The organism is Algoriphagus namhaensis (assembly GCF_042649705.1).
Taxonomy (GTDB): Bacteria; Bacteroidota; Bacteroidia; order Cytophagales; family Cyclobacteriaceae; genus Algoriphagus; species Algoriphagus namhaensis.
In genome coordinates, this window is record NZ_JBHRZS010000006.1 from 844,865 (window position 1) to 864,239 (window position 19,375).

General features: G+C 40.0%; 19 protein-coding genes. 10 read left to right on the forward strand and 9 right to left on the reverse strand.

Going from position 1 to position 19,375, the window contains the following annotated elements; translation table 11 throughout:
- Positions 1-29 precede the first annotated feature (29 nt).
- Positions 30-2,633, reverse strand: a complete 2,604-nt coding sequence (mutS, locus tag ACFOSV_RS07235; protein WP_377904881.1) for a DNA mismatch repair protein MutS — start codon at positions 2,631-2,633, stop codon at positions 30-32.
- 87 nt (positions 2,634-2,720) lie between these two features.
- Between mutS and ACFOSV_RS07240 the strand changes: the two genes are divergently transcribed.
- On the forward strand, positions 2,721-3,254 hold the full coding sequence (locus tag ACFOSV_RS07240; RefSeq protein WP_377904883.1) for an RNA methyltransferase: 534 nt from the start codon (positions 2,721-2,723) through the stop codon (positions 3,252-3,254).
- Between the two features lie 54 nt (positions 3,255-3,308).
- On the opposite strand, the gene ACFOSV_RS07245 is transcribed toward ACFOSV_RS07240, so the two are convergent.
- The 8 genes from ACFOSV_RS07245 to ACFOSV_RS07280 are packed head-to-tail and all read right to left on the reverse strand — an operon-like array spanning position 3,309 to position 10,095.
- A complete protein-coding gene (locus tag ACFOSV_RS07245) occupies positions 3,309-3,758 on the reverse strand; it encodes a PaaI family thioesterase (protein ID WP_377904885.1) in 450 nt (149 codons plus the stop codon).
- Between the two features lie 7 nt (positions 3,759-3,765).
- Positions 3,766-4,341 (reverse strand): hypothetical protein, encoded by a 576-nt coding sequence (locus ACFOSV_RS07250; protein ID WP_377904887.1) that lies wholly within the window; start codon positions 4,339-4,341, stop codon positions 3,766-3,768.
- Positions 4,342-4,345: 4 nt separating this feature from the next.
- Positions 4,346-5,770: a pyridoxal phosphate-dependent decarboxylase family protein gene (locus tag ACFOSV_RS07255; protein WP_377904889.1), complete on the reverse strand. Its 1,425-nt coding sequence runs from the start codon at positions 5,768-5,770 to the stop codon at positions 4,346-4,348.
- Between the two features lie 2 nt (positions 5,771-5,772).
- On the reverse strand, positions 5,773-6,531 hold the full coding sequence (locus ACFOSV_RS07260) for an SDR family NAD(P)-dependent oxidoreductase (protein ID WP_377904891.1): 759 nt from the start codon (positions 6,529-6,531) through the stop codon (positions 5,773-5,775).
- A gap of 1 nt (position 6,532) precedes the next feature.
- On the reverse strand, positions 6,533-7,432 hold the full coding sequence (locus tag ACFOSV_RS07265; RefSeq protein WP_377904893.1) for a hypothetical protein: 900 nt from the start codon (positions 7,430-7,432) through the stop codon (positions 6,533-6,535).
- Complete coding sequence (locus ACFOSV_RS07270) at positions 7,432-8,847, reverse strand: MBOAT family O-acyltransferase (RefSeq protein WP_377904894.1); 1,416 nt, start codon at positions 8,845-8,847, stop codon at positions 7,432-7,434. The genes ACFOSV_RS07265 and ACFOSV_RS07270 overlap by 1 nt, the downstream gene beginning before the upstream one ends.
- 27 nt (positions 8,848-8,874) lie before the next feature.
- Positions 8,875-9,399 carry a YfiT family bacillithiol transferase gene (locus ACFOSV_RS07275; protein WP_377904896.1) on the reverse strand — a complete coding sequence of 175 codons (525 nt, stop codon included), beginning with the start codon at positions 9,397-9,399 and terminating at the stop codon, positions 8,875-8,877.
- Between the two features lie 6 nt (positions 9,400-9,405).
- Positions 9,406-10,095 carry a ComF family protein gene (locus ACFOSV_RS07280; RefSeq protein ID WP_377904898.1) on the reverse strand — a complete coding sequence of 230 codons (690 nt, stop codon included), beginning with the start codon at positions 10,093-10,095 and terminating at the stop codon, positions 9,406-9,408.
- A 75-nt stretch (positions 10,096-10,170) separates the two neighbouring features.
- Here ACFOSV_RS07280 and ACFOSV_RS07285 point away from each other — a divergent pair, with 75 nt between their 5' ends.
- The 9 genes from ACFOSV_RS07285 to ACFOSV_RS07325 all read left to right on the forward strand — a co-directional run bounded on the left by ACFOSV_RS07285 (position 10,171) and on the right by ACFOSV_RS07325 (position 19,217).
- Complete coding sequence (locus ACFOSV_RS07285; RefSeq protein ID WP_377904900.1) at positions 10,171-10,512, forward strand: carboxymuconolactone decarboxylase family protein; 342 nt, start codon at positions 10,171-10,173, stop codon at positions 10,510-10,512.
- Between the two features lie 8 nt (positions 10,513-10,520).
- The gene (locus tag ACFOSV_RS07290; RefSeq protein ID WP_377904902.1) at positions 10,521-10,880 is read left to right on the forward strand and encodes a hypothetical protein; all 360 of its coding nucleotides are present in this window, start codon (positions 10,521-10,523) and stop codon (positions 10,878-10,880) included.
- A 3-nt stretch (positions 10,881-10,883) separates the two neighbouring features.
- Positions 10,884-11,645, forward strand: coding sequence for an exodeoxyribonuclease III (locus ACFOSV_RS07295; RefSeq protein WP_377904904.1), 762 nt, complete (start codon positions 10,884-10,886; stop codon positions 11,643-11,645).
- Positions 11,646-11,679: 34 nt separating this feature from the next.
- Entirely contained in the window at positions 11,680-12,081 is a 402-nt protein-coding gene (locus tag ACFOSV_RS07300) for an ATP-binding protein (RefSeq protein WP_377904906.1), read from the forward strand.
- A gap of 1 nt (position 12,082) precedes the next feature.
- The gene (gene ybeY / locus ACFOSV_RS07305; protein WP_377904908.1) at positions 12,083-12,508 is read left to right on the forward strand and encodes an rRNA maturation RNase YbeY; all 426 of its coding nucleotides are present in this window, start codon (positions 12,083-12,085) and stop codon (positions 12,506-12,508) included.
- Positions 12,509-12,569: 61 nt separating this feature from the next.
- Positions 12,570-14,435 (forward strand): tRNA uridine-5-carboxymethylaminomethyl(34) synthesis enzyme MnmG, encoded by a 1,866-nt coding sequence (mnmG, locus tag ACFOSV_RS07310; RefSeq protein ID WP_377904910.1) that lies wholly within the window; start codon positions 12,570-12,572, stop codon positions 14,433-14,435.
- A gap of 8 nt (positions 14,436-14,443) precedes the next feature.
- Positions 14,444-15,343, forward strand: a complete 900-nt coding sequence (locus ACFOSV_RS07315; RefSeq protein ID WP_377904912.1) for a class I SAM-dependent methyltransferase — start codon at positions 14,444-14,446, stop codon at positions 15,341-15,343.
- Positions 15,340-17,010: an Ig-like domain-containing protein gene (locus ACFOSV_RS07320; protein WP_377904914.1), complete on the forward strand. Its 1,671-nt coding sequence runs from the start codon at positions 15,340-15,342 to the stop codon at positions 17,008-17,010. The genes ACFOSV_RS07315 and ACFOSV_RS07320 overlap by 4 nt, the downstream gene beginning before the upstream one ends.
- Positions 17,011-17,468: 458 nt before the next feature.
- Complete coding sequence (locus ACFOSV_RS07325; RefSeq protein ID WP_377904916.1) at positions 17,469-19,217, forward strand: AMP-dependent synthetase/ligase; 1,749 nt, start codon at positions 17,469-17,471, stop codon at positions 19,215-19,217.
- The last annotated feature ends 158 nt before the right edge of the window (positions 19,218-19,375 follow it).

Genomic DNA, 19,375 nt, shown 5'->3' on the forward strand with positions numbered 1-19,375 from the left:
AATATAAAAATAAATACGCTTTGAGATATCTATTGCAGTTTCTTTTTGATCTCATTGAGCTTTAACAGCGCTTCCACTGGAGAGATAGTATTAATATCAATCGCATCCAATAATTCTTGCGCTTCTTTGAATTTTGGGTCAAGCTCAAACATGCTCAATTGATAATTATTTTTGGGGACGTCCTTCAGAGAGCGCTTTTTGTCTTTAAATGATTTATCCTTTTCTAAATGATTCATAATCTCTGATGCTCGAAGTACCACTGGATTTGGCATACCAGCCATTTGAGCCACATGGATACCAAAGCTGTGTTCGCTTCCCCCTTTTTCCAACTTTCGCATAAAAATCACCTTGTTACCCACTTCCTTGACAGAAACGTTGTAGTTTTTGACCCTTGGAAAATCCTCCGTCAATTGATTGAGCTCGTGATAGTGTGTCGCAAAAAGCGTCTTTGCTTTAAATTGTGGGTGATTGTGCAAATATTCTACGATGGACCAAGCTATAGAAATCCCATCATAAGTAGACGTACCGCGTCCAATTTCATCCATCAAGACAAGGCTTCTATCTGATAGATTATTTAGGATACTCGCTGTTTCGGTCATCTCCACCATGAAGGTAGATTCTCCTTTGGAGAGATTATCTGATGCTCCTACTCGAGTAAAAACTTTATCAATAATTCCTATTCGTGCAAAAGATGCCGGGACAAAACTACCCATTTGAGCCATTAATACCACTAAAGCAGTTTGCCGAAGTAAAGCGGACTTACCAGCCATGTTTGGACCAGTGATGATGACGATCTGCTGACTATTATGATCCAAATAGATATCATTGGGAATGTAATCTTCACCTGGAGGCAATTGCTTTTCGATCACAGGATGCCTACCATCTTTTATTTCCAGAGTCTCTGTTGTGGAAACCTTCGGACGAACATAATTATTTGCTAAGGCAACCATGGCAAACGAAAGCAAGGCATCCAAGGTGCCGAGAACACGGGCATTCTGCTGGATCTCGGTGACATAATTTGCCGCCTCCTGAACTAAATCTTGAAAGAATTTTTGCTCCAAGCCTACCATTCGCTCTTCAGCATTCAAAATTTTCTCTTCGTAGTCTTTGAGCTCTTCGGTGATGTATCGCTCTGCATTTACCAGCGTCTGCTTTCGAATCCATTCCGTAGGTACCTTGTCCTTGTGGGCATGAGTGACTTCCAGATAGTAGCCAAAAACCTTATTAAAGGCGATTTTCAGGGAGGTGATACCCGTACGCTGTACTTCACGTTGTTGTATCCCTACCAAGTGCTCCTTGCCGGAGTTAGCCAATCCTCTGTATTCGTCCAATTCTGCATCCACACCATCCTTGATCACTCCACCTTGATGAATCAGCATAGGAGCATCCTCCATGAGCTCATTTTCAATTTTATCCAGCAAATATTCACAGGGATGGAGCTGATCAGAAAGTCGTTTTAGCGTTGGGTTTTTTTGATTCTTGAGAAGTTCTTTGATGGGTGCTGTGATTTTCAGAGCGCGCTTGATCTGATTCATCTCTCTAGGGTTAGCACGGCCTACCACCACTTTTGAAATTAGCCTTTCCAAATCGCCGATATGCTTAAGCTCGTCTGCTATTTCTTGAATCAAGCCGGGGTTCGACACAAAAAAGTCAACAACATTCAACCTCTCCTCAATCAGACTTTTTTCTTTTAATGGAAGGACCATCCACTTTTTCATCATCCGAGACCCCATGGGAGTCACGGTATGATCAAGAATTTGAATCAAAGGAACTCCCCCTTCATGCTGTGGAAAAACCAATTCAAGATTGCGAATGGTAAATTTATCCAGCCAAACATACTTCTCTTCAGCTATCCGAGAAATAGCGCTCACGTGTTGGACTTCCTTGTGCTCGGTCTCTTCGAGATAGTAGAGAATCGCTCCCGCAGCCACAATTCCCATTTTTAATTCTTCAATACCAAAACCCTTCAAGTTTTTGGTGCCAAAGTGATTGAGCATTCGCTCATAGCAATAATCAAACTGATATACCCAATCTTCGCAATGAAAGATGATGTATTCATTTTTGAGCACATCGCCAGCTAGCTGCCGAGCTGATTTGGAATAAATGATCTCAGCCGGCACGAAACTCTGTAGCAGTTTTTCGATGTAAGAAAGACTACCCTCTGCACACATATATTCTCCAGTGGATACGTCCAGGAAGGCCACACCATGAGTTTCTTGACCAAAAGCAATAGAAGCCAGGTAGTTATTTTTGCGAGTATCTAAGACCTGGTCATTGTATGAAAGCCCAGGTGTCACAAGTTCTGTAACACCTCTTTTTACTATGCCCTTGACTGATTTGGGATCCTCAAGCTGATCACAGATGGCCACACGGTTTCCAGCTCGAACTAGCTTTGGAAGGTAAGTGTCCAAAGAGTGGTGTGGAAAGCCTGCCAACTCGATGTGAGAAGCTGCTCCATTAGCGCGTTTGGTGAGCACAATATCCAGCACCTTACTAGCTACAATCGCATCTTCACCAAAAGTTTCGTAAAAATCACCCACACGAAATAGAAGGAGGGCGCCGGGATGTTTGGCTTTGATAGCATTGTATTGCTTCATCAAAGGAGTTTCCTTACCGTTTTTACTTTTACTCATAGGAGATACTGATGCTTGTTGTAGATTTGACTCAAGGTTTTAAACCTAAAATCGAAAATACGCATTCAGGTACCATAACAAAAGGAGATGAAAAAATTAAGCATGGAGGAGTTGAACAGACTCTCAGTCGAAGAGTATAAAAAAGCACCCAAGTCTCCACTGGTTTTGGTTTTGGACAATGTGCGCAGTCTGAATAATGTGGGATCGGCTTTTCGTACCGGAGATGCATTTCGAGTGGAAAAAATATATCTGTGTGGAATCACAGGAAAGCCTCCGCATCGGGACATTCAAAAAACGGCACTGGGCGCAACCGATGCAGTGGAATGGGAATACTGCCTCAATACCATGGAAGCTATTGCAAAACTTAAAGAATCTGGTTACAAGATCTGTGCACTAGAACAGGCCGAAAGATCCCAAATGCTCCATACTTTTCAGCCTGACCTAGACCAAAAATATGCTCTAGTGTTCGGAAATGAAGTTTTTGGGGTAGAGGATGAGGTTTTGGCGGCCTGCGATACAGTGATTGAAATCCCTCAAAAAGGAACAAAGCATTCCCTAAATATCTCCGTTTCCTTAGGCATTACCCTTTGGGATTTTATGCTCAAAATGAAGCAACTCTAAAAACAATAACGGAAAAAACGCTTTTTTTATTGCTCACAATTCAATTGTAGTAAATCAAAAACCAACATCTAAAAGCTTTACGTGGGTCTTGAGCATATTACTAGTTGCTTTGGCCACGATCTTTCCCGAATCTTTTCGTATTACGCATTCCCAATGATTTAGGTTTGATCCTTTTCGAATTAATGTTGCCTGCACAGTCAAAGTTTCTCCAATTTTAGCTGATGAGAGAAAATCTACATTCAAATTGATACTGGACATCAAATACTCTTCACTGGAAATTACATTAGCCATCCCTATGACTTCATCCAACATAAGAGAAGCCACTCCTCCGTGAAGAATTTTCCCGGGATTGCACATATTTTCAGTCACTGTATAGCTTACGGTCACGTGCTTTTCACTTACTTCTAAAAGGGTGCCTTCGAGCCAATTCACAGCTTTGGAAGGTGAATTCGTTAGTTTACTTCCAATTTGAGACTGGAAAATCTGGAAAATCTTTTGGTTCATGCGTTGGTTAGTTTACTAGTTCTTGATAATCGTCAAACACGGTATTTAGATAGGATAATTCTTCAGGTTCATTCCAAAAAAGAACCCATTTATCTGTATGAAATAAGTATAGGCCTTCTTCATTCCGAAGGAAATTTTCCAATACTTTGGCATTTGCTAGATGCGTTTCCCGGTTTCCATTTTCTAAGGTTATTTCAGGCCCATTTTCTGCTTTAATCCGTATCGGCCAGTCCAAATTCACTGGCTCCAAATAAATATAAGCTTCATCCTTCAGTGAATTCATCAAGATTACTAGGTCAATAGAAGGTTCATTGGTTGTTTTTTTTCGCTTATCATGTCTGAAAAGCGTCATCTGAGCATCTTTTCTCACTTCTCGCTCATAGGAAAGCGATCTTACATTCAAAAAATAAAGTCGATCAGAAGCCATCATTTTGAAAGTTTGATCCTCACCGGTATTGTTGGCTCGCCTTGTATTGAAGAACGACAGAATTAACACCAACCCTATGGAAACCAAGCCAAAGATTTTGAAGATCCGAAGCAATTCGGGAGTAATAACCGAGTCTGTTTTTTGCCTGTTGGGCATGCGTTTATTTTTCTTGAAGCACTTGTTCTAGGTTCTCTTGAAGCAAAACCCATGCGGATTGGATATGTTTGAGCTCCACATCGGTCTGCCCAATGACCCAACGAATGACGTACTTCCCATCAAGCTTGGTATGGGTGAAAAAGGCTTTACGCGTTTCGTTTACACGATTCATCCAAGCTTCATTCAAGGAATTGAGCTTTTCCAGCGACAAGTTCGAATCCACATATCGAAAGCAAATCGTATTGAAATTGACCGGAGCTAATATTTCGAGGTTTTCTTCAGCTTCAATCCATGATTCAGCCTTTTTGGCTAAAGCGATATGATTCCGGATTTTACTTCGAAGACCCTCTAAGCCATAGGAGCGAATTACAAACCACAGTTTCAAAGCCCTAAAACGACGACCCAAAGGAATTCCCCAATCCCTATAATTGTTTACCTGATCATCAAGCTGAGTTTTGAGATACTCCGGCGTCAACCCAAAGGTGTTCACCAAAGCCTTTGGTTCTTTCAGATACATAATGGTGCAATCAAAATTGGTCATCATCCACTTATGTGGGTTGAAAACGTAGCTATCAGCTCCTTCGTGTCCTTGAATCAAGGGTTTGTACTCATCAAGTAGTAAGGCCGTTCCGGCAAAAGCTGCATCTATATGATGCCAAATCCCATATTTCTGGCTAATCTCTGTGATGGATCCGATGGGATCCACTGCTGTGGAACTGGTCGTTCCCAATGCTGAAATGACCATCAAAGGACGAAAACCAGCTTCTTTATCCTTTTGAATGGCTTTCTCAAGTTCACTTGGAATCATCCCGAAATTTTCATCCACGGCAATCCTCACCAAGTTTTCCACACCTATTCCGCTTATTTTGACCGCTTTATCGATGGAAGAGTGAACATGAGATGAAGAGTATACCCTAAACATTTCCTTTCCAGAGAAGCCTTTGGTATTGATACCAAAATTACTTGCTCTTTCACGGGCAGTGAGCAATGCACTCAGCGTAGCCGTACTGGCCGTGTCATGAATGCAGCCCTTCCAGCTCGGATCGATGCCTTTTGCTATTTTTAGCCAATCACAAACTCGCTCCTCCAGTTCTGCTGCTGCTGGAGAGGTGAGCCAAGACATGCATTGGGCACCTAATGTTGCCGTGAGCATTTCAGCTAATATTGAAGGCTCAGAATTATTTGCAGGAAAATACCCGAAAAAAGACGGATGCTGCCAATGGGTCATGCCAGGAAGTATAACCTTTTCGAAGTCCTGAAAGATGGTATCAAAAGATTCACTCTGATCTGGGCCAAATTCCGGGATTTGAGCCATGATCTCGCCAGGAGAAACCGCAGGAGTAACAGGGAAACTTTCTTTAGATTCGAGAAAATCTGCCATCCAATCGACCAATTGATGGCCACGCTTTCTGAATTCTTCCTTGTCCATAATCAATGTACGTACGAGCCAGCGTTAATGTCTATGCTAGCGCCAGTGGCATGATCCGCCATTCCAGAACAAAGCAAAGTAATCATCGGCGCAAGATCCTCTGGTTCAGTTAATTTAGGCAAAGCAATATCATTCAGTGCAAAACCCTCTCCGTATTCAGAAAGAATTTCATTGGCCATGTCCGTACGAGTAAAACCTGGAGCAATCAAAAACGCCTTGATTCCTTCTTTTCCATAGTGTCGGGCAATCGTACGAGTCAAACTTACCACGGCCCCTTTGGACGCAGCATATGCGATATAATCCGTGGTATCTCCCCTGAAAGCAGCACGAGAAGAAATATTAACTACCCTTCCTCCTCCTGCTTTTCTGGCCTGATCAACAAATTCCTTGCACAGAATACCCAGTGATGTGGCATTAATATCCATCGTACGTTGCCAAATGTCTAGCCATTCTTCCGTCTCTAATGTATCTGAAGCTGAAATGGACACACCTGCATTATTCACAATCGCTGTTAACTTGCCATATTTTTCACACAAGCTTGGGATAAAGCCTACCACTTCCTTAGGGTTTGCCAAGTCGCATTGGGCTAAAAAGGAGGACTTGGTAAGAATGCTCTGTAACTCAAGCGCTGCATCCTCATTTTTATTGAAATGAATAATCACTTCTGCTCCCGATTCTGACAGTTGTTTGGCCACTGCTCTGCCTATGCCACGAGAAGCACCTGTGACTAGAATACGCTGATTTTCAAGTGAAATGTTCATGTTAGGGTTGGTGTTTATTTTTTGCTAACTCCAGATTCAAGGCCTTTGTAGCACTTATTTTTCCAGCATTCACTAGATGGATATTATCTGAAAAGAATTTCGCCTCATTCAATAACCTTGAATGGTTAATTATGTACTGAAAAGAAGCTCCTTCAATTCGTATATCTTCTTGAAGATATGGAGCAATGTAAATAATGAGTTTTGCTCCTTTTTGCTCCACATACTGACTTATTTCCTCCAAAATAGGGTTTTTTAAGGAAGTTGCTCGTGGAGAAGCAGCTGGAAGTTCGGAAAGGCCGAGATAATCTGGATAACCATAATTTCCCAGTTCGTCAAAAAGATATTTATAACTCGGCCGGATGGCACTGATCAAGCTAGGATAAATCAATTGGGAGTTGTAAAAGCCATAAGCCAATAGAGGCATCCAATTGGAATTTGCCAAAACTCTCAGTCCAGTTTGGTCATATTTTTGGTAAAATTCCTGTACATATCCTTCTCCGGCAAAAGGAGCAAATTTAAAGTCCGCATCACCTGTCTTCACCTGAGACTTTTCGAAATCACCCAAGTCAACAGAGAGCAAAACAAATTCAGCACTATTCCCTTGCTCAAAGAAATGCTTAATCATTAAAAAATGGGTCGGCAATGCCGTATCGGTCATACATAGATTGAGACATGGAGCTCCTTGAGCCTCAGATATCATTTTGGAATCCAGTGCCGCCAAACCCCTACTAGACCCAAAAACCACTGTATGAAATGATTTAGAAGGCAAGCCATTAACCACAAAAGATGGTTTGTAAAAATTTCCTTTAGATACAAGCCAAAGTCCAAAGCCTGAAAGCAGAGTTGAAATCAGCAGAATTCCGAGAAAATAAATCAGGCCTTTGGTAACGAATTTTTTCATCAGAACTGAAAATAAATGAAGTCCTCAGGATTATTAAACGCGCCAAAAAATACAATTGCTAACACCAGCAAACCTAAACCATAACTCGGAAGCAATACCTCTGATTTCTGCTTGATTTCCGCTTTAAATTCAAGAAAAAGCATGGCAAATGAGGAAATCATCACAATAACTAAAACCAATAGCCTTTGATTGGACGCCAAAACCATATTTGCAGATCCTGAATTGGTGAACAACCCATAAATATAACCTAGTGCATCTGTCAGACTCTCTGCTCTGAAAAATATCCAAGCGATACAAACGAGAGAGAAGGTTAAGAAAATATTAGGCAACCTTCGCAAAGGCTTGTGAACGGTAAGGTTTTGTTTTGACTTATTGAGAAACATGGGTATGTAAAGTAAACCATGCAGGATGCCCCAGACGATAAAGGTCCAATTGGCACCATGCCAAAAGCCACTTACTACAAAAACTATCATCACATTTCGCAAGGCAAAAAGAGAAGATCCATGACTCCCACCGATAGGAATATAGAGATAATCCCTAAACCAAGATGAAAGCGAAATATGCCATCTCTTCCAAAAATCATTAATGTTTTGTGCCAAATAAGGAAATCGGAAATTCAGCATCAAATCAAAGCCTAGAATCCTGGAAAGCCCAATTGCCATGTCAGAGTAGCCACTGAAGTCGCCATAAATTTGAAAGGCAAACAGAATGGCACCAAACATCAAAGCTGCGCTGGACTGATCCGAATAATTGGCAAAAATAAGATCTACTAGTGAGGCCGCATTATCGGCAATCACAACTTTCTTGAAAAATCCCCAAATGAAAATTCGAACCCCCGAAACTGCAAAAGCATAGTCAAAACGCCTAGGCGACGTGAATTGACCAAGCAAATGTGAGGCTCTTTCTATGGGACCTGCCACTAATTGGGGGAAAAAACTAACAAAACTAAAAAACGCCAAAACGTCTTTGGTCGGACTTAGTTTACCACGGTAAATATCAATGGTATAGCTGAGTGTCTGAAAAGTATAAAAGCTGATTCCAACGGGTAAAACGATATCCAGCCTAGCTACAGCCATATTTTGTCCGAAAAGTGAAAAGGCTTCGGAAAAAGACTGAAGGAAAAAATTGAAATATTTGAAAACCCCCAAAAGACCCAAATTGGTGAACAAACTCAACCCAAGCAAACGCTTTTTCTTGAGCTTGGAAGTAGTTTTTCCCATTTGCAGACCAATGAGAAAGTCAATGAGTGAACTGAAAATAATCAGACCCAGAAACCTCCAGTCCCACCAGGCGTAAAAAAAATAGCTAGAAACTAAAATAATTACTAACTGTGTTTTTCGATGTTTTGCTGTCAGCCAATACAGCGCAAAAACCAAGGGTAAGAAAATTGCAAATTCTATTGAAGTAAAAAGCATAAAGTATTGACTTGCAGTGCTCTTGGCTTATTTGTACGAAGAAGGTAATTGGATATGTCCCAGATGGTGCTCACCATGCCAATGATACAGGAGGCAAGCTTCCTTTAGACTTACTAATGATTTGGACTCCGGGTGAAAATAACAACGTTCAAATTCATCATCCTTCATAGCATCAAGAATAGTCGCCCATTTCAAATGCACTGAAGCAATTATGTCCAAAGAATGAGATATATCTAAACTCATATCTGCCAAAACAGCCCATTCATGCTCTAAATACGGCTTTATCACGGGATTCTCTTCTGTCAAAGCCAATTTAAATCGGATAAATGCATTCATATGACTATCCGCCACATGGTGGATCACTTGTTTCACTGTCCAGCCTCCCGGCCTGTAAGCCAGATTCAAGTAAGTCTCGTCCAGATTCTCACAAGCATTTTTAATTAGGATAGGATAATTCCTAATGTATGTGATTGCAGATTCCAATTGGTCTGTCGTGACCACTTCTGGAAGCTTAAATCTCCCAATCGGGTACTTCAAATGCTCTATATCCATTTCAAATCAATTTCCTGCTGCAATAGTAAGGAAATCCACGCTTTTTGCACCTGCACCAAGCAATTCATTGGCACAGGAACAGAGGGTGGCTCCAGTGGTCATCACATCATCGACAAGTATTATTCTTGAATTCTTGACCATTTCTGCATTTTTGACTTTAAATACGCCTTGTACATTTTCTAATCGCTCCAGCCGTGTTTTTTCAGTTTGAGTATCGGTAAATTTAACTCTTTCTAAAAGTTGACGCACTGGAATTTCCAGATTTGCAGACAAACCTTGCGCAAATTTCTCGCTTTGATTATACCCCCTTCTTTTTTCCTTCATCAGATGCAAAGGAACTGGCACGATGTAATCCACATCGGCAAAAAGTTTATCCTTAAGCATAGTGCCATAAATCATCCCTAGCTCCTCAGCCACCTTTGGTTTTCCCTTATATTTGATAGCATGGAGCAGTTTTTGGCTTTTTCCAGACTTAGAAAACCTTAGAAAAGAAACCACCATACGAACCTGCGTAAGCCCTTCTACTTTTTGCTTGAGGTCATTGTCCCAAGGTCTGAGATGATAATTGGTTACTGGTAAAGTCCCCTTACAAGGAACGCAAAGATTAGACTCGAAATCAAATAGGGCTTTACCACACAGCTCACAATTGCGGGGAAATACCAAATCCAAAAAATCTTTCACAAAAAATAAACGCATTGCTCTCTTCGTCTGTTGGTATCCAAATAGGGCTTGATCGTAGTATATTTGCCCAATAGATAATCAATTAAGATAATGAATACCCCAGAAGAATTCAATGAATACCGCAGCCGCATGAATGAGAGCATTCTCGGGGCAGATAATAAAGTCATAAAACGTATCTTTAATTTAGATACAAACACCTTCTCAGCAGGAAAAATAGATGTTAGGACCAAGGAAATGATTGGTTTGGCTTCATCTATGGTTTTACGCTGTGATGATTGTGTGAGATACCACCTGGGCAAATGCCATGAGTTAGGTCTCAGTAAAGACGAGGTATTTGAGGTATTTTCCATTGCTACTTTGATCGGAGGTACTATCGTTATTCCGCATTTGAGACGAGCCACTGAATACTGGGAATTACTTGAAAATCAATAATTTATACAATGAAAAAGGATTTAGAGTTTGAGAGAAGATGGGGCAGGCTGCTGGAAGGTCTCAAGGATACTATTGGAAAAAAACCCAATGATCTGAACGGCGTCCTTTTTCTGATAGGTGTACAGGAACTTGGCCAAGGGCTTAAAAATTTTAGTAAAGAGCAGAAACAAGATTTAATGCACATTGCAATTTGTAAAGTGCTGAGCTTTGAGGGCTTTTATGAATTAGAGTATGTAGACCAAGAAGGCTGGCCACATTGGAAACTTGTCAAAGAATTACCTCACATTGATCTGCTTGATCAAGAAAAACTTCTAAAAATTCAGGTTATCGACTATTTTGAACGCGAATACCAAATCAGCATCCCTTAATTCATGAAAATTATCTCTTACAATGTAAATGGCATTCGTGCAGCGCTCAACAAAGGTTTCGATGAGTGGCTGGCAGAAGAAAACCCAGATATCATTGGTTTACAAGAAGTTAAAGCATTAGAAAATCAAGTAGAACTCGCAAAGTTCCATGATCTTGGATACGAAACTTACTGGTTTCCCGCAGAAAAAAAGGGGTATTCTGGAGTCGCCATACTCAGCAAAATCAAGCCAAATCATGTCAAATATGGCATGGGGGAAGAATTGTTTGACGCAGAAGGCCGTGTCATTCAAGCAGATTTTGATGGCTTCTCATTTATTTCTGCCTATTTCCCGTCCGGAACGACTGGCGACATCCGGCAAACAGTAAAGTATGAGTTTCTGGACAGTATGTATGACTACGCTCAGAGCTTACTCAAATCCCACCCAAACCTTATAATTAGCGGTGATTACAATATTTGTCATAAAGCGATAGATATTCATAATCCTGTATCCAATAAAAATAGCTCTGGTTTCTTGCCTGAAGAAAGAGCTTGGATGGATAAACTTACGAGTAACGGCTTTTCAGATAGTTTTCGTCAGTTTCACGACGATCCACACCATTACACTTGGTGGAGTTATCGAGCAAATGCGCGTAACAAAAATTTAGGCTGGCGGATCGATTACCATATGACTTCAGATGAAATGAAACATAAAGTAAAAAGTTCCGTAATTTTGCCAAACGTCAAACACTCAGATCATTGTCCCATAAGAATTGAATTGAAATAACCATGTTTTCTACCAATTCATTAACATTCCGCCGATGAAATCAATAAAAATATCAATACCATCTTTAATAGATAACATTAAAGTGATAGAAAGCTTCATCGACAATGCCAGAGACAAATTTGAAATCAATGATGATATCTATGGTAATATCATGATTTCGGTAACTGAGTGTGTTAGTAACGCTATTATACATGGCAACAACAAGGACAAGTCGAAGATGGTACATTTAGAGTTGATGATGGAAGATGATTTGTTGAAATTTGTCATTTCGGACGAAGGTGATGGATTTGACGCAAATAATCTAAATGATCCCACAGCCCCAGAAAACATTGACAAACCTGGTGGTAGAGGTATATTCCTGATTAAAAACTTGACAGATGAATTCAAGTTTGAAGATGGAGGCAAACGTGCCACCCTCAGCTTCTATTTAAATTAAGATGGCAATTTCCTTTTTTTCTGAAGACACGAGTTTTACTCTAAAGGAGAAAAACAGAAGAAAAAAATGGCTTAGAAGTATAGCCTCTGAAAAAGGACGACAAATCAAGGATCTAAATTACATTCTTTGTTCTGATGAGTATCTTTGGCAAATCAACATGGATTATCTCAATCACAATGATTACACCGATATCATCACTTTCGATTCTTCTGAAAATGAAAATGAAATCTCAGGTGATATTTTCATCAGTATCGAGCGAGTAAAAGAAAATGCATCAAAGCTCAATGTTGAAGAAGAAGAAGAACTAAGCCGAGTTATTAGTCACGGACTATTGCACCTTCTCGGATACAAAGACAAGTCTCCGAAAGAATCAAAAGAAATGAGAGCTCAAGAAGATCGAGCCATAAATTTATACGAATCCATTTAACTGTTCCACGTGAAACATCTAAGCACCTAGCCAAACTGTTTCACGTGGAACACCTCAAAATATGTTTCAAGAATACGATGTGATAGTAGTGGGCGCTGGGCATGCTGGATGTGAAGCTGCACATGCCGCAGCTACCATGGGATCAAAGGTTCTCCTTTGCACCATGAACATGAACACTATAGCACAAATGTCATGTAACCCAGCCATGGGAGGTGTGGCAAAAGGACAAATCATACGTGAAATCGATGCTCTTGGTGGTTTATCTGGAATTATCTCAGATAAATCAATGATCCAATTCCGTATGCTCAATAGATCAAAAGGTCCGGCCATGTGGAGCCCCAGAAGCCAAAATGATAGAATGAGATTTGCCGAAGAATGGCGGTTAGCACTAGAAAACACGCCAAATGTAGATTTTTGGCAAGAAATGGTGACTAGCCTAATTGTAAAGGACAAAAGGGTGATTGGTGTAGAAACAGGGATTGGAATAGAAATTTTTGCCAAATCAGTAGTTCTTACCAATGGAACATTCTTAAATGGCCTTATCCATATTGGGGAAAAACAGTTTGGTGGTGGACGAACAGGTGAATCTGCGGCCAGAGGAATTACAGAACAATTGGTGGAACTAGGCTTCGAAGCTGGACGAATGAAAACCGGTACTCCTCCAAGAGTAGATGGTCGAAGTCTAGACTATTCGAAAATGGAAATCCAATATGGAGATGAAAACCCGGAAAAATTCAGCTATTCCGACGAAACAACCACATTAACAGAGCAAAGAACATGCTGGATTACTTATACCAATCCAAGTGTCCATAAAAGCTTAGAAGAAGGTTTTGATCGGTCTCCTATGTTCAATGGGCGAATTCAAGGCCTTGGCCCAAGATATTGTCCATCTATTGAAGACAAAATCAATCGTTTCGCAGAACGTGATAGACATCAGATTTTCGTTGAGCCAGAGGGTTGGAATACCGTCGAAATCTATGTCAATGGTTTCTCCACCTCTCTACCCGAAGATATTCAATACAAGGCTCTCCGTAAAATTGAAGGTTTTGAAAATGCAAAAATGTTCAGACCAGGATATGCGATCGAATATGACTATTTCCCTCCTACCCAACTGAACCTCACTCTTGAAACTCAATTAATCGAAAACCTCTACTTTGCTGGCCAAATTAATGGAACAACCGGCTATGAAGAAGCAGCTTGCCAAGGATTGATTGCTGGAATCAACGCTTCATTAAAAACTCAAGAAAAGGAACCATTCCTTCTCAAGCGTTCCGATGCATATATCGGGGTTTTAATTGATGATTTAATCAACAAAGGGACCGAAGAACCTTACCGCATGTTTACATCGCGTGCAGAGTTCCGGCTTTTACTACGACAGGATAATGCCGATTTAAGATTGACTCCTTTAGGCCATAAATTAGGGTTAGCCTCTGATGAACGCATGAACAAGGTTCTTCAAAAAGAAAAGAACACAAATACTTTATTAAATGACCTCAAGGATAAGAAACTCAGCCCGGAGGAAATTAACTCGGCACTTGAAGAGGTTAACTCAGCTCCTATACATGAGAAAATTACAGTAGAAAAACTAATTAAACGGCCTAATATAGGCTTATCTACCTTCCTAAGCATGGATAACGATTTGAGTTCATACTTGTCAACCTTCTCAAAAGACGAGATCGAGCAAGCAGAAATTCAAATCAAATACGATAGCTATTTGCAAAAGGAGCAACAAATGGTTGAAAAAATGAGCAATATGGAACACTTTAAAATTCCAAGTTCCTTCAACTATCTCGACATAACGGCTCTATCTGCAGAAGGAAAACAAAAGCTTTCTAAGATTCGCCCCGAAACTCTAGGCCAGGCATCACGCATCAGTGGAGTATCTCCTGCAGACCTTTCCATTATCACCGTATATTTGGGAAAATAATTAGTGCGATGCTCGAGTCCTTAACTCAATGCCCTCTTTGCTCAACTAAAGAAATACGATCCGTAAAAACCATCATTGACCATGCTGTAAGTCAAGAAAGCTTTCAGGTTTTAGAATGCACTTCTTGCAGACTGCTATTCACCAGTCCTCGTCCATTAGCTAACGAAATTGGACCCTATTACGAATTTGATGAGTACTATTCTCATTCAGACGACGCAGGAGGACTAATACCTACCATTTACCAGCAAGTAAAACAATACTCGATCAAACAAAAGATCAAGCAGCTTAATCAGTTTGTCACAAAAGGGACATTACTTGACTACGGCTGTGGCACTGGTGAATTCATATTACAAGCGAGCAAACAAGAATGGTCAGCATTCGGAATAGAACCAAACGATAAGGCAAGAGCTATTGCTTCAACCAAACTCAAGGAGAAAGTTTATGCATCGCTCCAACAGCTGATAAAAGGCCTCAAGTTTGACGTCATCACGCTTTATCATGTCCTAGAACACATACATGAACTCGATGACACAGTAAATAAATTACTTAGCCATCTCAATCCTGGTGGGTATATCTTTATTGCCGTTCCTAATCCAGAAAGTCCTGATGCTCAATTATATAAGGAATATTGGGCAGGATGGGACGTACCCCGGCACTTATACCACTTTACCCACCAAGCTATGATGACCTTTGGGGAAAAATTTGGATTAGAGCACATAGAAAGCAAACCACTTAAATTTGATAGCTTCTATGTCTCATTACTTTCTGAAGGATATCAAAGTCCAAAGCAATCTAAGCTAAAAACGTATTTTCAAGCTTTTAAAAATGGCCTAAACTCAAATATCCAAGCCTCAAAAGCCAAAAGGCCTTCTTACTCAAGCAACTTATATATATTTAGAAAACCTTGAAAAAGAGCCAATATATCGCCCTCATCTTACCCATGATTATTCTATGGAGCTGTGCAAAACAAAGCACTCCAACTGGAGGTCCACGAGATGAAACACCACCAAAAGTATTAGCTCAATATCCTGAAAACCAATCACTTAACGTAAATCCTAAGGAGATTTGGATAGAGTTTGACGAATACATTAAACTCGATAACCCCAACAAAAACATCATTATTACTCCTCGCCTCAACAAAGATGAGGTTATTACCACCGCACTAAAGAACAAAGTTACTGTAGAACTCAATCAGGAATTAGAACCTAATACAACATACGTTTTCAACTTTCAGAAATCGATTCAAGATTTATCCGAAGGAAATCCAGCGGAGCAGTTAAAAATAGTTTTTTCAACAGGCCCAACCATCGACAGCCTAGTAGTCACGGGTAGGACAAATTTCTTGTTTCCCGACCGCCAAACAGTTTATGATGATGTCTTAGTAGGCCTTTACGAAGCCAACGACACCACAGATGTATTCACCGCACCTCCCTATTACATCGCTCAGGTTGATTCCTTGGGACAATTTAAGCTTGAAAACCTTCGCTCTGGCGCTTATCTGGCTTATGCCTGGCTAGATGCCAATAATTCATTAAAAGCCGAATTTAAAACTGAAGAGTTTGCATTCATCTCCGACACATTGATCATAGATCCACAGAGTGAAAAAATATTACACTTTAATTTAGCAAAAGCGGATCAAACAGCTTTCAAACTAACACGATCATCCACAACGGGTTCTTCCTATCAATTAGTATTCAATAAAGGACTAAGAGAAATTGAGATTATCCCGGACGACAAAAATCAACAGATCCTGCATAAAGTAGAAAAGGATCGAGTTAAACTATACCGAGAGTCACCCACAACAGATAGTCTTCTGATACAAGTGAAAGCTAAGGATTCGATTCAACAAAGCTTAGATACTTTAATTTGGGCGAAGTTTGAAGCGAGTGATCGCCGAAAGGATGAATTAAACGTCACTGTTGCATCAGGAAAAAGCTTCTATCAGGAATTAAAAATGGAGCTCACTTTTACCAAACCCGTGACACAAATCAGCTTTGATTCCCTTTTCGTCTCATATGACACGGCTTCTATATTTCCAATTGCTCCCAGCATGTTATACTGGCGAGATTCTGCCAAACTCGATCAATTGGATATTTTAATGAACATTCCAGACTCTCTCTCATTTAATATCTTCACCCTCATAGCATCAGATTCCACCTTTAGAGATATTGAGGGTGAATACAATTCCAAACTGATAAAAGCTAATTTCCGCAAGCTACAAAGAGAAGGGTTGGCAGATGAAATTGCAGGAACGATACAAACAGACCATCCCTCACTGATAGTCCAGTTGCTCACTGCCAAAGACGAACTCGTTAAAGAACTGATTCTAGAAAATGAAAATGCCTTCTCTTTTACTCTTATTGAGCCTGGTACTTATAAAATAAAGGTCATTGAAGATGACAATCAAAACGGGGAATGGGACCCGGGTGACTTTAGCTTAAAGCGACAAGCAGAAAAAGTATATTACTTCCAAGACCCTGAAACCAATGAACAAACCATCATGATTCGTGGTGGCTGGTCTATCAATACTTTACAGATCAACAGTGTCCCAAACACTGGAATTCTAAAGAATTAGCCTTGTGGATAAGCCCCTATTACCCGTGCATAACTCTACTGCCAACGAGGGTACAAATGAAAGTTATCACCATCTCCTAAAATTGAAAAACCGATTCACCAATAAAACGGGGATATCCCTTCATTTATCAACACTTCAAGGACAAGAAACCCACACAATTTTTACCCACAGTAATTTGGTCACAATAAAACGAAATTATGTCAACAACCTTATAACACACTGATTTTAAGAATTTTGAATGTGAATAAGATGGGGATAATATCATCCTTTTTAAACCTCAAAAAGTTGATAAAGCTATATGGATCACTTACCCACAAATCCACACCCTTAATAGTAACCATAAAAGATTTTAATTAATTAATCTATTTAAATAAATAAGATGTTGGTAATTCACTGAATACCTTGTAAAAGCTTACTCCATTTGGTAATATTAGAGGGTTAACCAGAACCCAAAATCGATGGAAATCAAACGACTCTTTGATCTAATTCCTTTTCAAATAACTAAATACGATAAGGAAGTCACGCTTGCAAAAAAAGAAAATGCAACGTGGAAGACCTATTCTTCCAGGGACGTCAAAGAGATTGTAGACAATCTTAGCTTAGCATTTATCAATTCTGGAATTGGAGCTGGGGATAAGGTCGCCATCATTTCAGACAATTGCCCAGAATGGAATTTTGTAGATTTTGCTCTACAGCAAATAGGTGCCGTATCTGTACCTATGTATCCTACCATTACATCTGATGATTACGAGTATATTTTTAATCACGCTGAGGTTAAAACTATTTTTGTTGGGAACGAAGAGATTCTTAAAAAAGCTTCCAAGGTATCTAGAGACAGAAAGATTTTTTCTTTTCAAAGATTAAAAGGCGCTGAATTTTGGGAAGATTTTTTGGCTACCGGAGTAAATGGTGATTTGGAAAAGTTAGAATCAGCTAAGGAAAATGTCACTGAGTTAGATCTATTTACTATTATTTATACCAGTGGAACAACCGGCAGGCCTAAGGGAGTAATGCTAAAACATTCGAATGTCGTTTCTAATGTTTTGAACATTGAAAAAATTATGACTCCAGAGCCTGGAACCTCTAGAGCTCTTAGCTTCCTCCCACTATGTCATATTTATGAGCGTGCTTCCTCTTTTGCTTTCTATTATATCGGTTACTCTGTCTATTACGCTGAGAGCATGGAAACGATCGCTGATAATTTGAAGGAGATCAAACCTCAAGTTTTTAATACAGTTCCACGATTACTCGAGAAAATCTATGACAAAATCGTTGCTAAAGGATATGAGCTTTCTGGCATAAAAAAGAATCTATTTTTCTGGGCTCTTAATCTCGGTCATAAATATGACCCAGCTGCTGATATGGGAAGATGGTATGATTGGCAGCTCAAAATGGCAAACAAAATCATTTTCAGTAAATGGCGTGAGGCTTTGGGTGGAGAGGTGATGCAGATCAATTCAGGTGCCTCTGCATTGCAGCCACGATTGGCTCGGGTTTTTTGGGCAGCAGGAATCCGTGTATGTGAGGGCTATGGTCTTACTGAAACCTCTCCTGTAGTTTCAGCATCCATTTGTACCAAAGAAGAAATGCGGATCGGCTCTGTTGGAAAAATAATTGAGGATGTTGAGGTCAAGATTGCTGAAGATGGGGAGATCCTTGTGAAAGGACCCAATGTGATGATGGGTTATTATAAAGAACCCGAACTTACTGCGGAAGCCATCAAGGATGGTTGGTTTCACACCGGAGATATAGGCGAATTGGACGGCCGATATCTGAAAATTACAGACCGAAAGAAAGAAATGTTCAAAACCTCAGGAGGAAAGTATATAGCTCCTCAGGTGATGGAAAATAAGTTTAAGGAGTCAAGTCTTATCGAGCAATTGATGGTGGTCGGTGAAAATAAAAAATTCCCCTCTGCCATTATTGTTCCGAGCTTTGATGGCCTTCGTGACTATTGCAAGCATAAAGGTATTCCCTATACCGAGGATGCCGAGATGATCCAAAAAGCCGAGATATTAAGCAAATACCAACGAGAGATAGATGGCTTAAACAAATACTTTGGCAAGTGGGAGCAAATTAAAAAGTTCACGCTTCTACCTAGGTCTTGGGGGGTGGAATCGGGAGAGCTCACTCCTACTATGAAATTGAAGCGAAAAGTGATCAAGGCAAAATTCGAAAATGAACTTGAAGAACTTTATAAGCTTTAGCGGCTCGAATACATGAAAAAATAATCGGAATGCATCTTCAAAACTTCCTATTGAAAACGAAGCAAAATCTATATTTTGTTTCGTTTTTTTCATTTATATCCTGATTGGTTGAAATTTTATAGCAGGAATCTGCCTTTTAGAAGGGATTAATTTGTGAT

Coding starts and splice junctions, on each gene's coding strand:
- ACFOSV_RS07325 (WP_377904916.1), top strand. CDS start 17,469: ATGGAAATCAAACGACTCTTTGATCTAATTCCTTTTCAAATAACTAAA.
- ACFOSV_RS07255 (WP_377904889.1), bottom strand. CDS start 5,770: ATGGACAAGGAAGAATTCAGAAAGCGTGGCCATCAATTGGTCGATTGG.
- mnmG (WP_377904910.1), top strand. CDS start 12,570: ATGTTTCAAGAATACGATGTGATAGTAGTGGGCGCTGGGCATGCTGGA.
- ACFOSV_RS07250 (WP_377904887.1), bottom strand. CDS start 4,341: ATGCCCAACAGGCAAAAAACAGACTCGGTTATTACTCCCGAATTGCTT.
- ACFOSV_RS07260 (WP_377904891.1), bottom strand. CDS start 6,531: ATGAACATTTCACTTGAAAATCAGCGTATTCTAGTCACAGGTGCTTCT.
- ACFOSV_RS07295 (WP_377904904.1), top strand. CDS start 10,884: ATGAAAATTATCTCTTACAATGTAAATGGCATTCGTGCAGCGCTCAAC.
- ACFOSV_RS07240 (WP_377904883.1), top strand. CDS start 2,721: ATGAAAAAATTAAGCATGGAGGAGTTGAACAGACTCTCAGTCGAAGAG.
- ACFOSV_RS07275 (WP_377904896.1), bottom strand. CDS start 9,399: ATGGATATAGAGCATTTGAAGTACCCGATTGGGAGATTTAAGCTTCCA.
- mutS (WP_377904881.1), bottom strand. CDS start 2,633: ATGAGTAAAAGTAAAAACGGTAAGGAAACTCCTTTGATGAAGCAATAC.
- ACFOSV_RS07290 (WP_377904902.1), top strand. CDS start 10,521: ATGAAAAAGGATTTAGAGTTTGAGAGAAGATGGGGCAGGCTGCTGGAA.
- ACFOSV_RS07300 (WP_377904906.1), top strand. CDS start 11,680: ATGAAATCAATAAAAATATCAATACCATCTTTAATAGATAACATTAAA.
- ACFOSV_RS07315 (WP_377904912.1), top strand. CDS start 14,444: ATGCTCGAGTCCTTAACTCAATGCCCTCTTTGCTCAACTAAAGAAATA.
- ACFOSV_RS07265 (WP_377904893.1), bottom strand. CDS start 7,432: ATGAAAAAATTCGTTACCAAAGGCCTGATTTATTTTCTCGGAATTCTG.
- ACFOSV_RS07270 (WP_377904894.1), bottom strand. CDS start 8,847: ATGCTTTTTACTTCAATAGAATTTGCAATTTTCTTACCCTTGGTTTTT.
- ACFOSV_RS07245 (WP_377904885.1), bottom strand. CDS start 3,758: ATGAACCAAAAGATTTTCCAGATTTTCCAGTCTCAAATTGGAAGTAAA.
- ACFOSV_RS07280 (WP_377904898.1), bottom strand. CDS start 10,095: ATGCGTTTATTTTTTGTGAAAGATTTTTTGGATTTGGTATTTCCCCGC.
- ybeY (WP_377904908.1), top strand. CDS start 12,083: ATGGCAATTTCCTTTTTTTCTGAAGACACGAGTTTTACTCTAAAGGAG.
- ACFOSV_RS07285 (WP_377904900.1), top strand. CDS start 10,171: ATGAATACCCCAGAAGAATTCAATGAATACCGCAGCCGCATGAATGAG.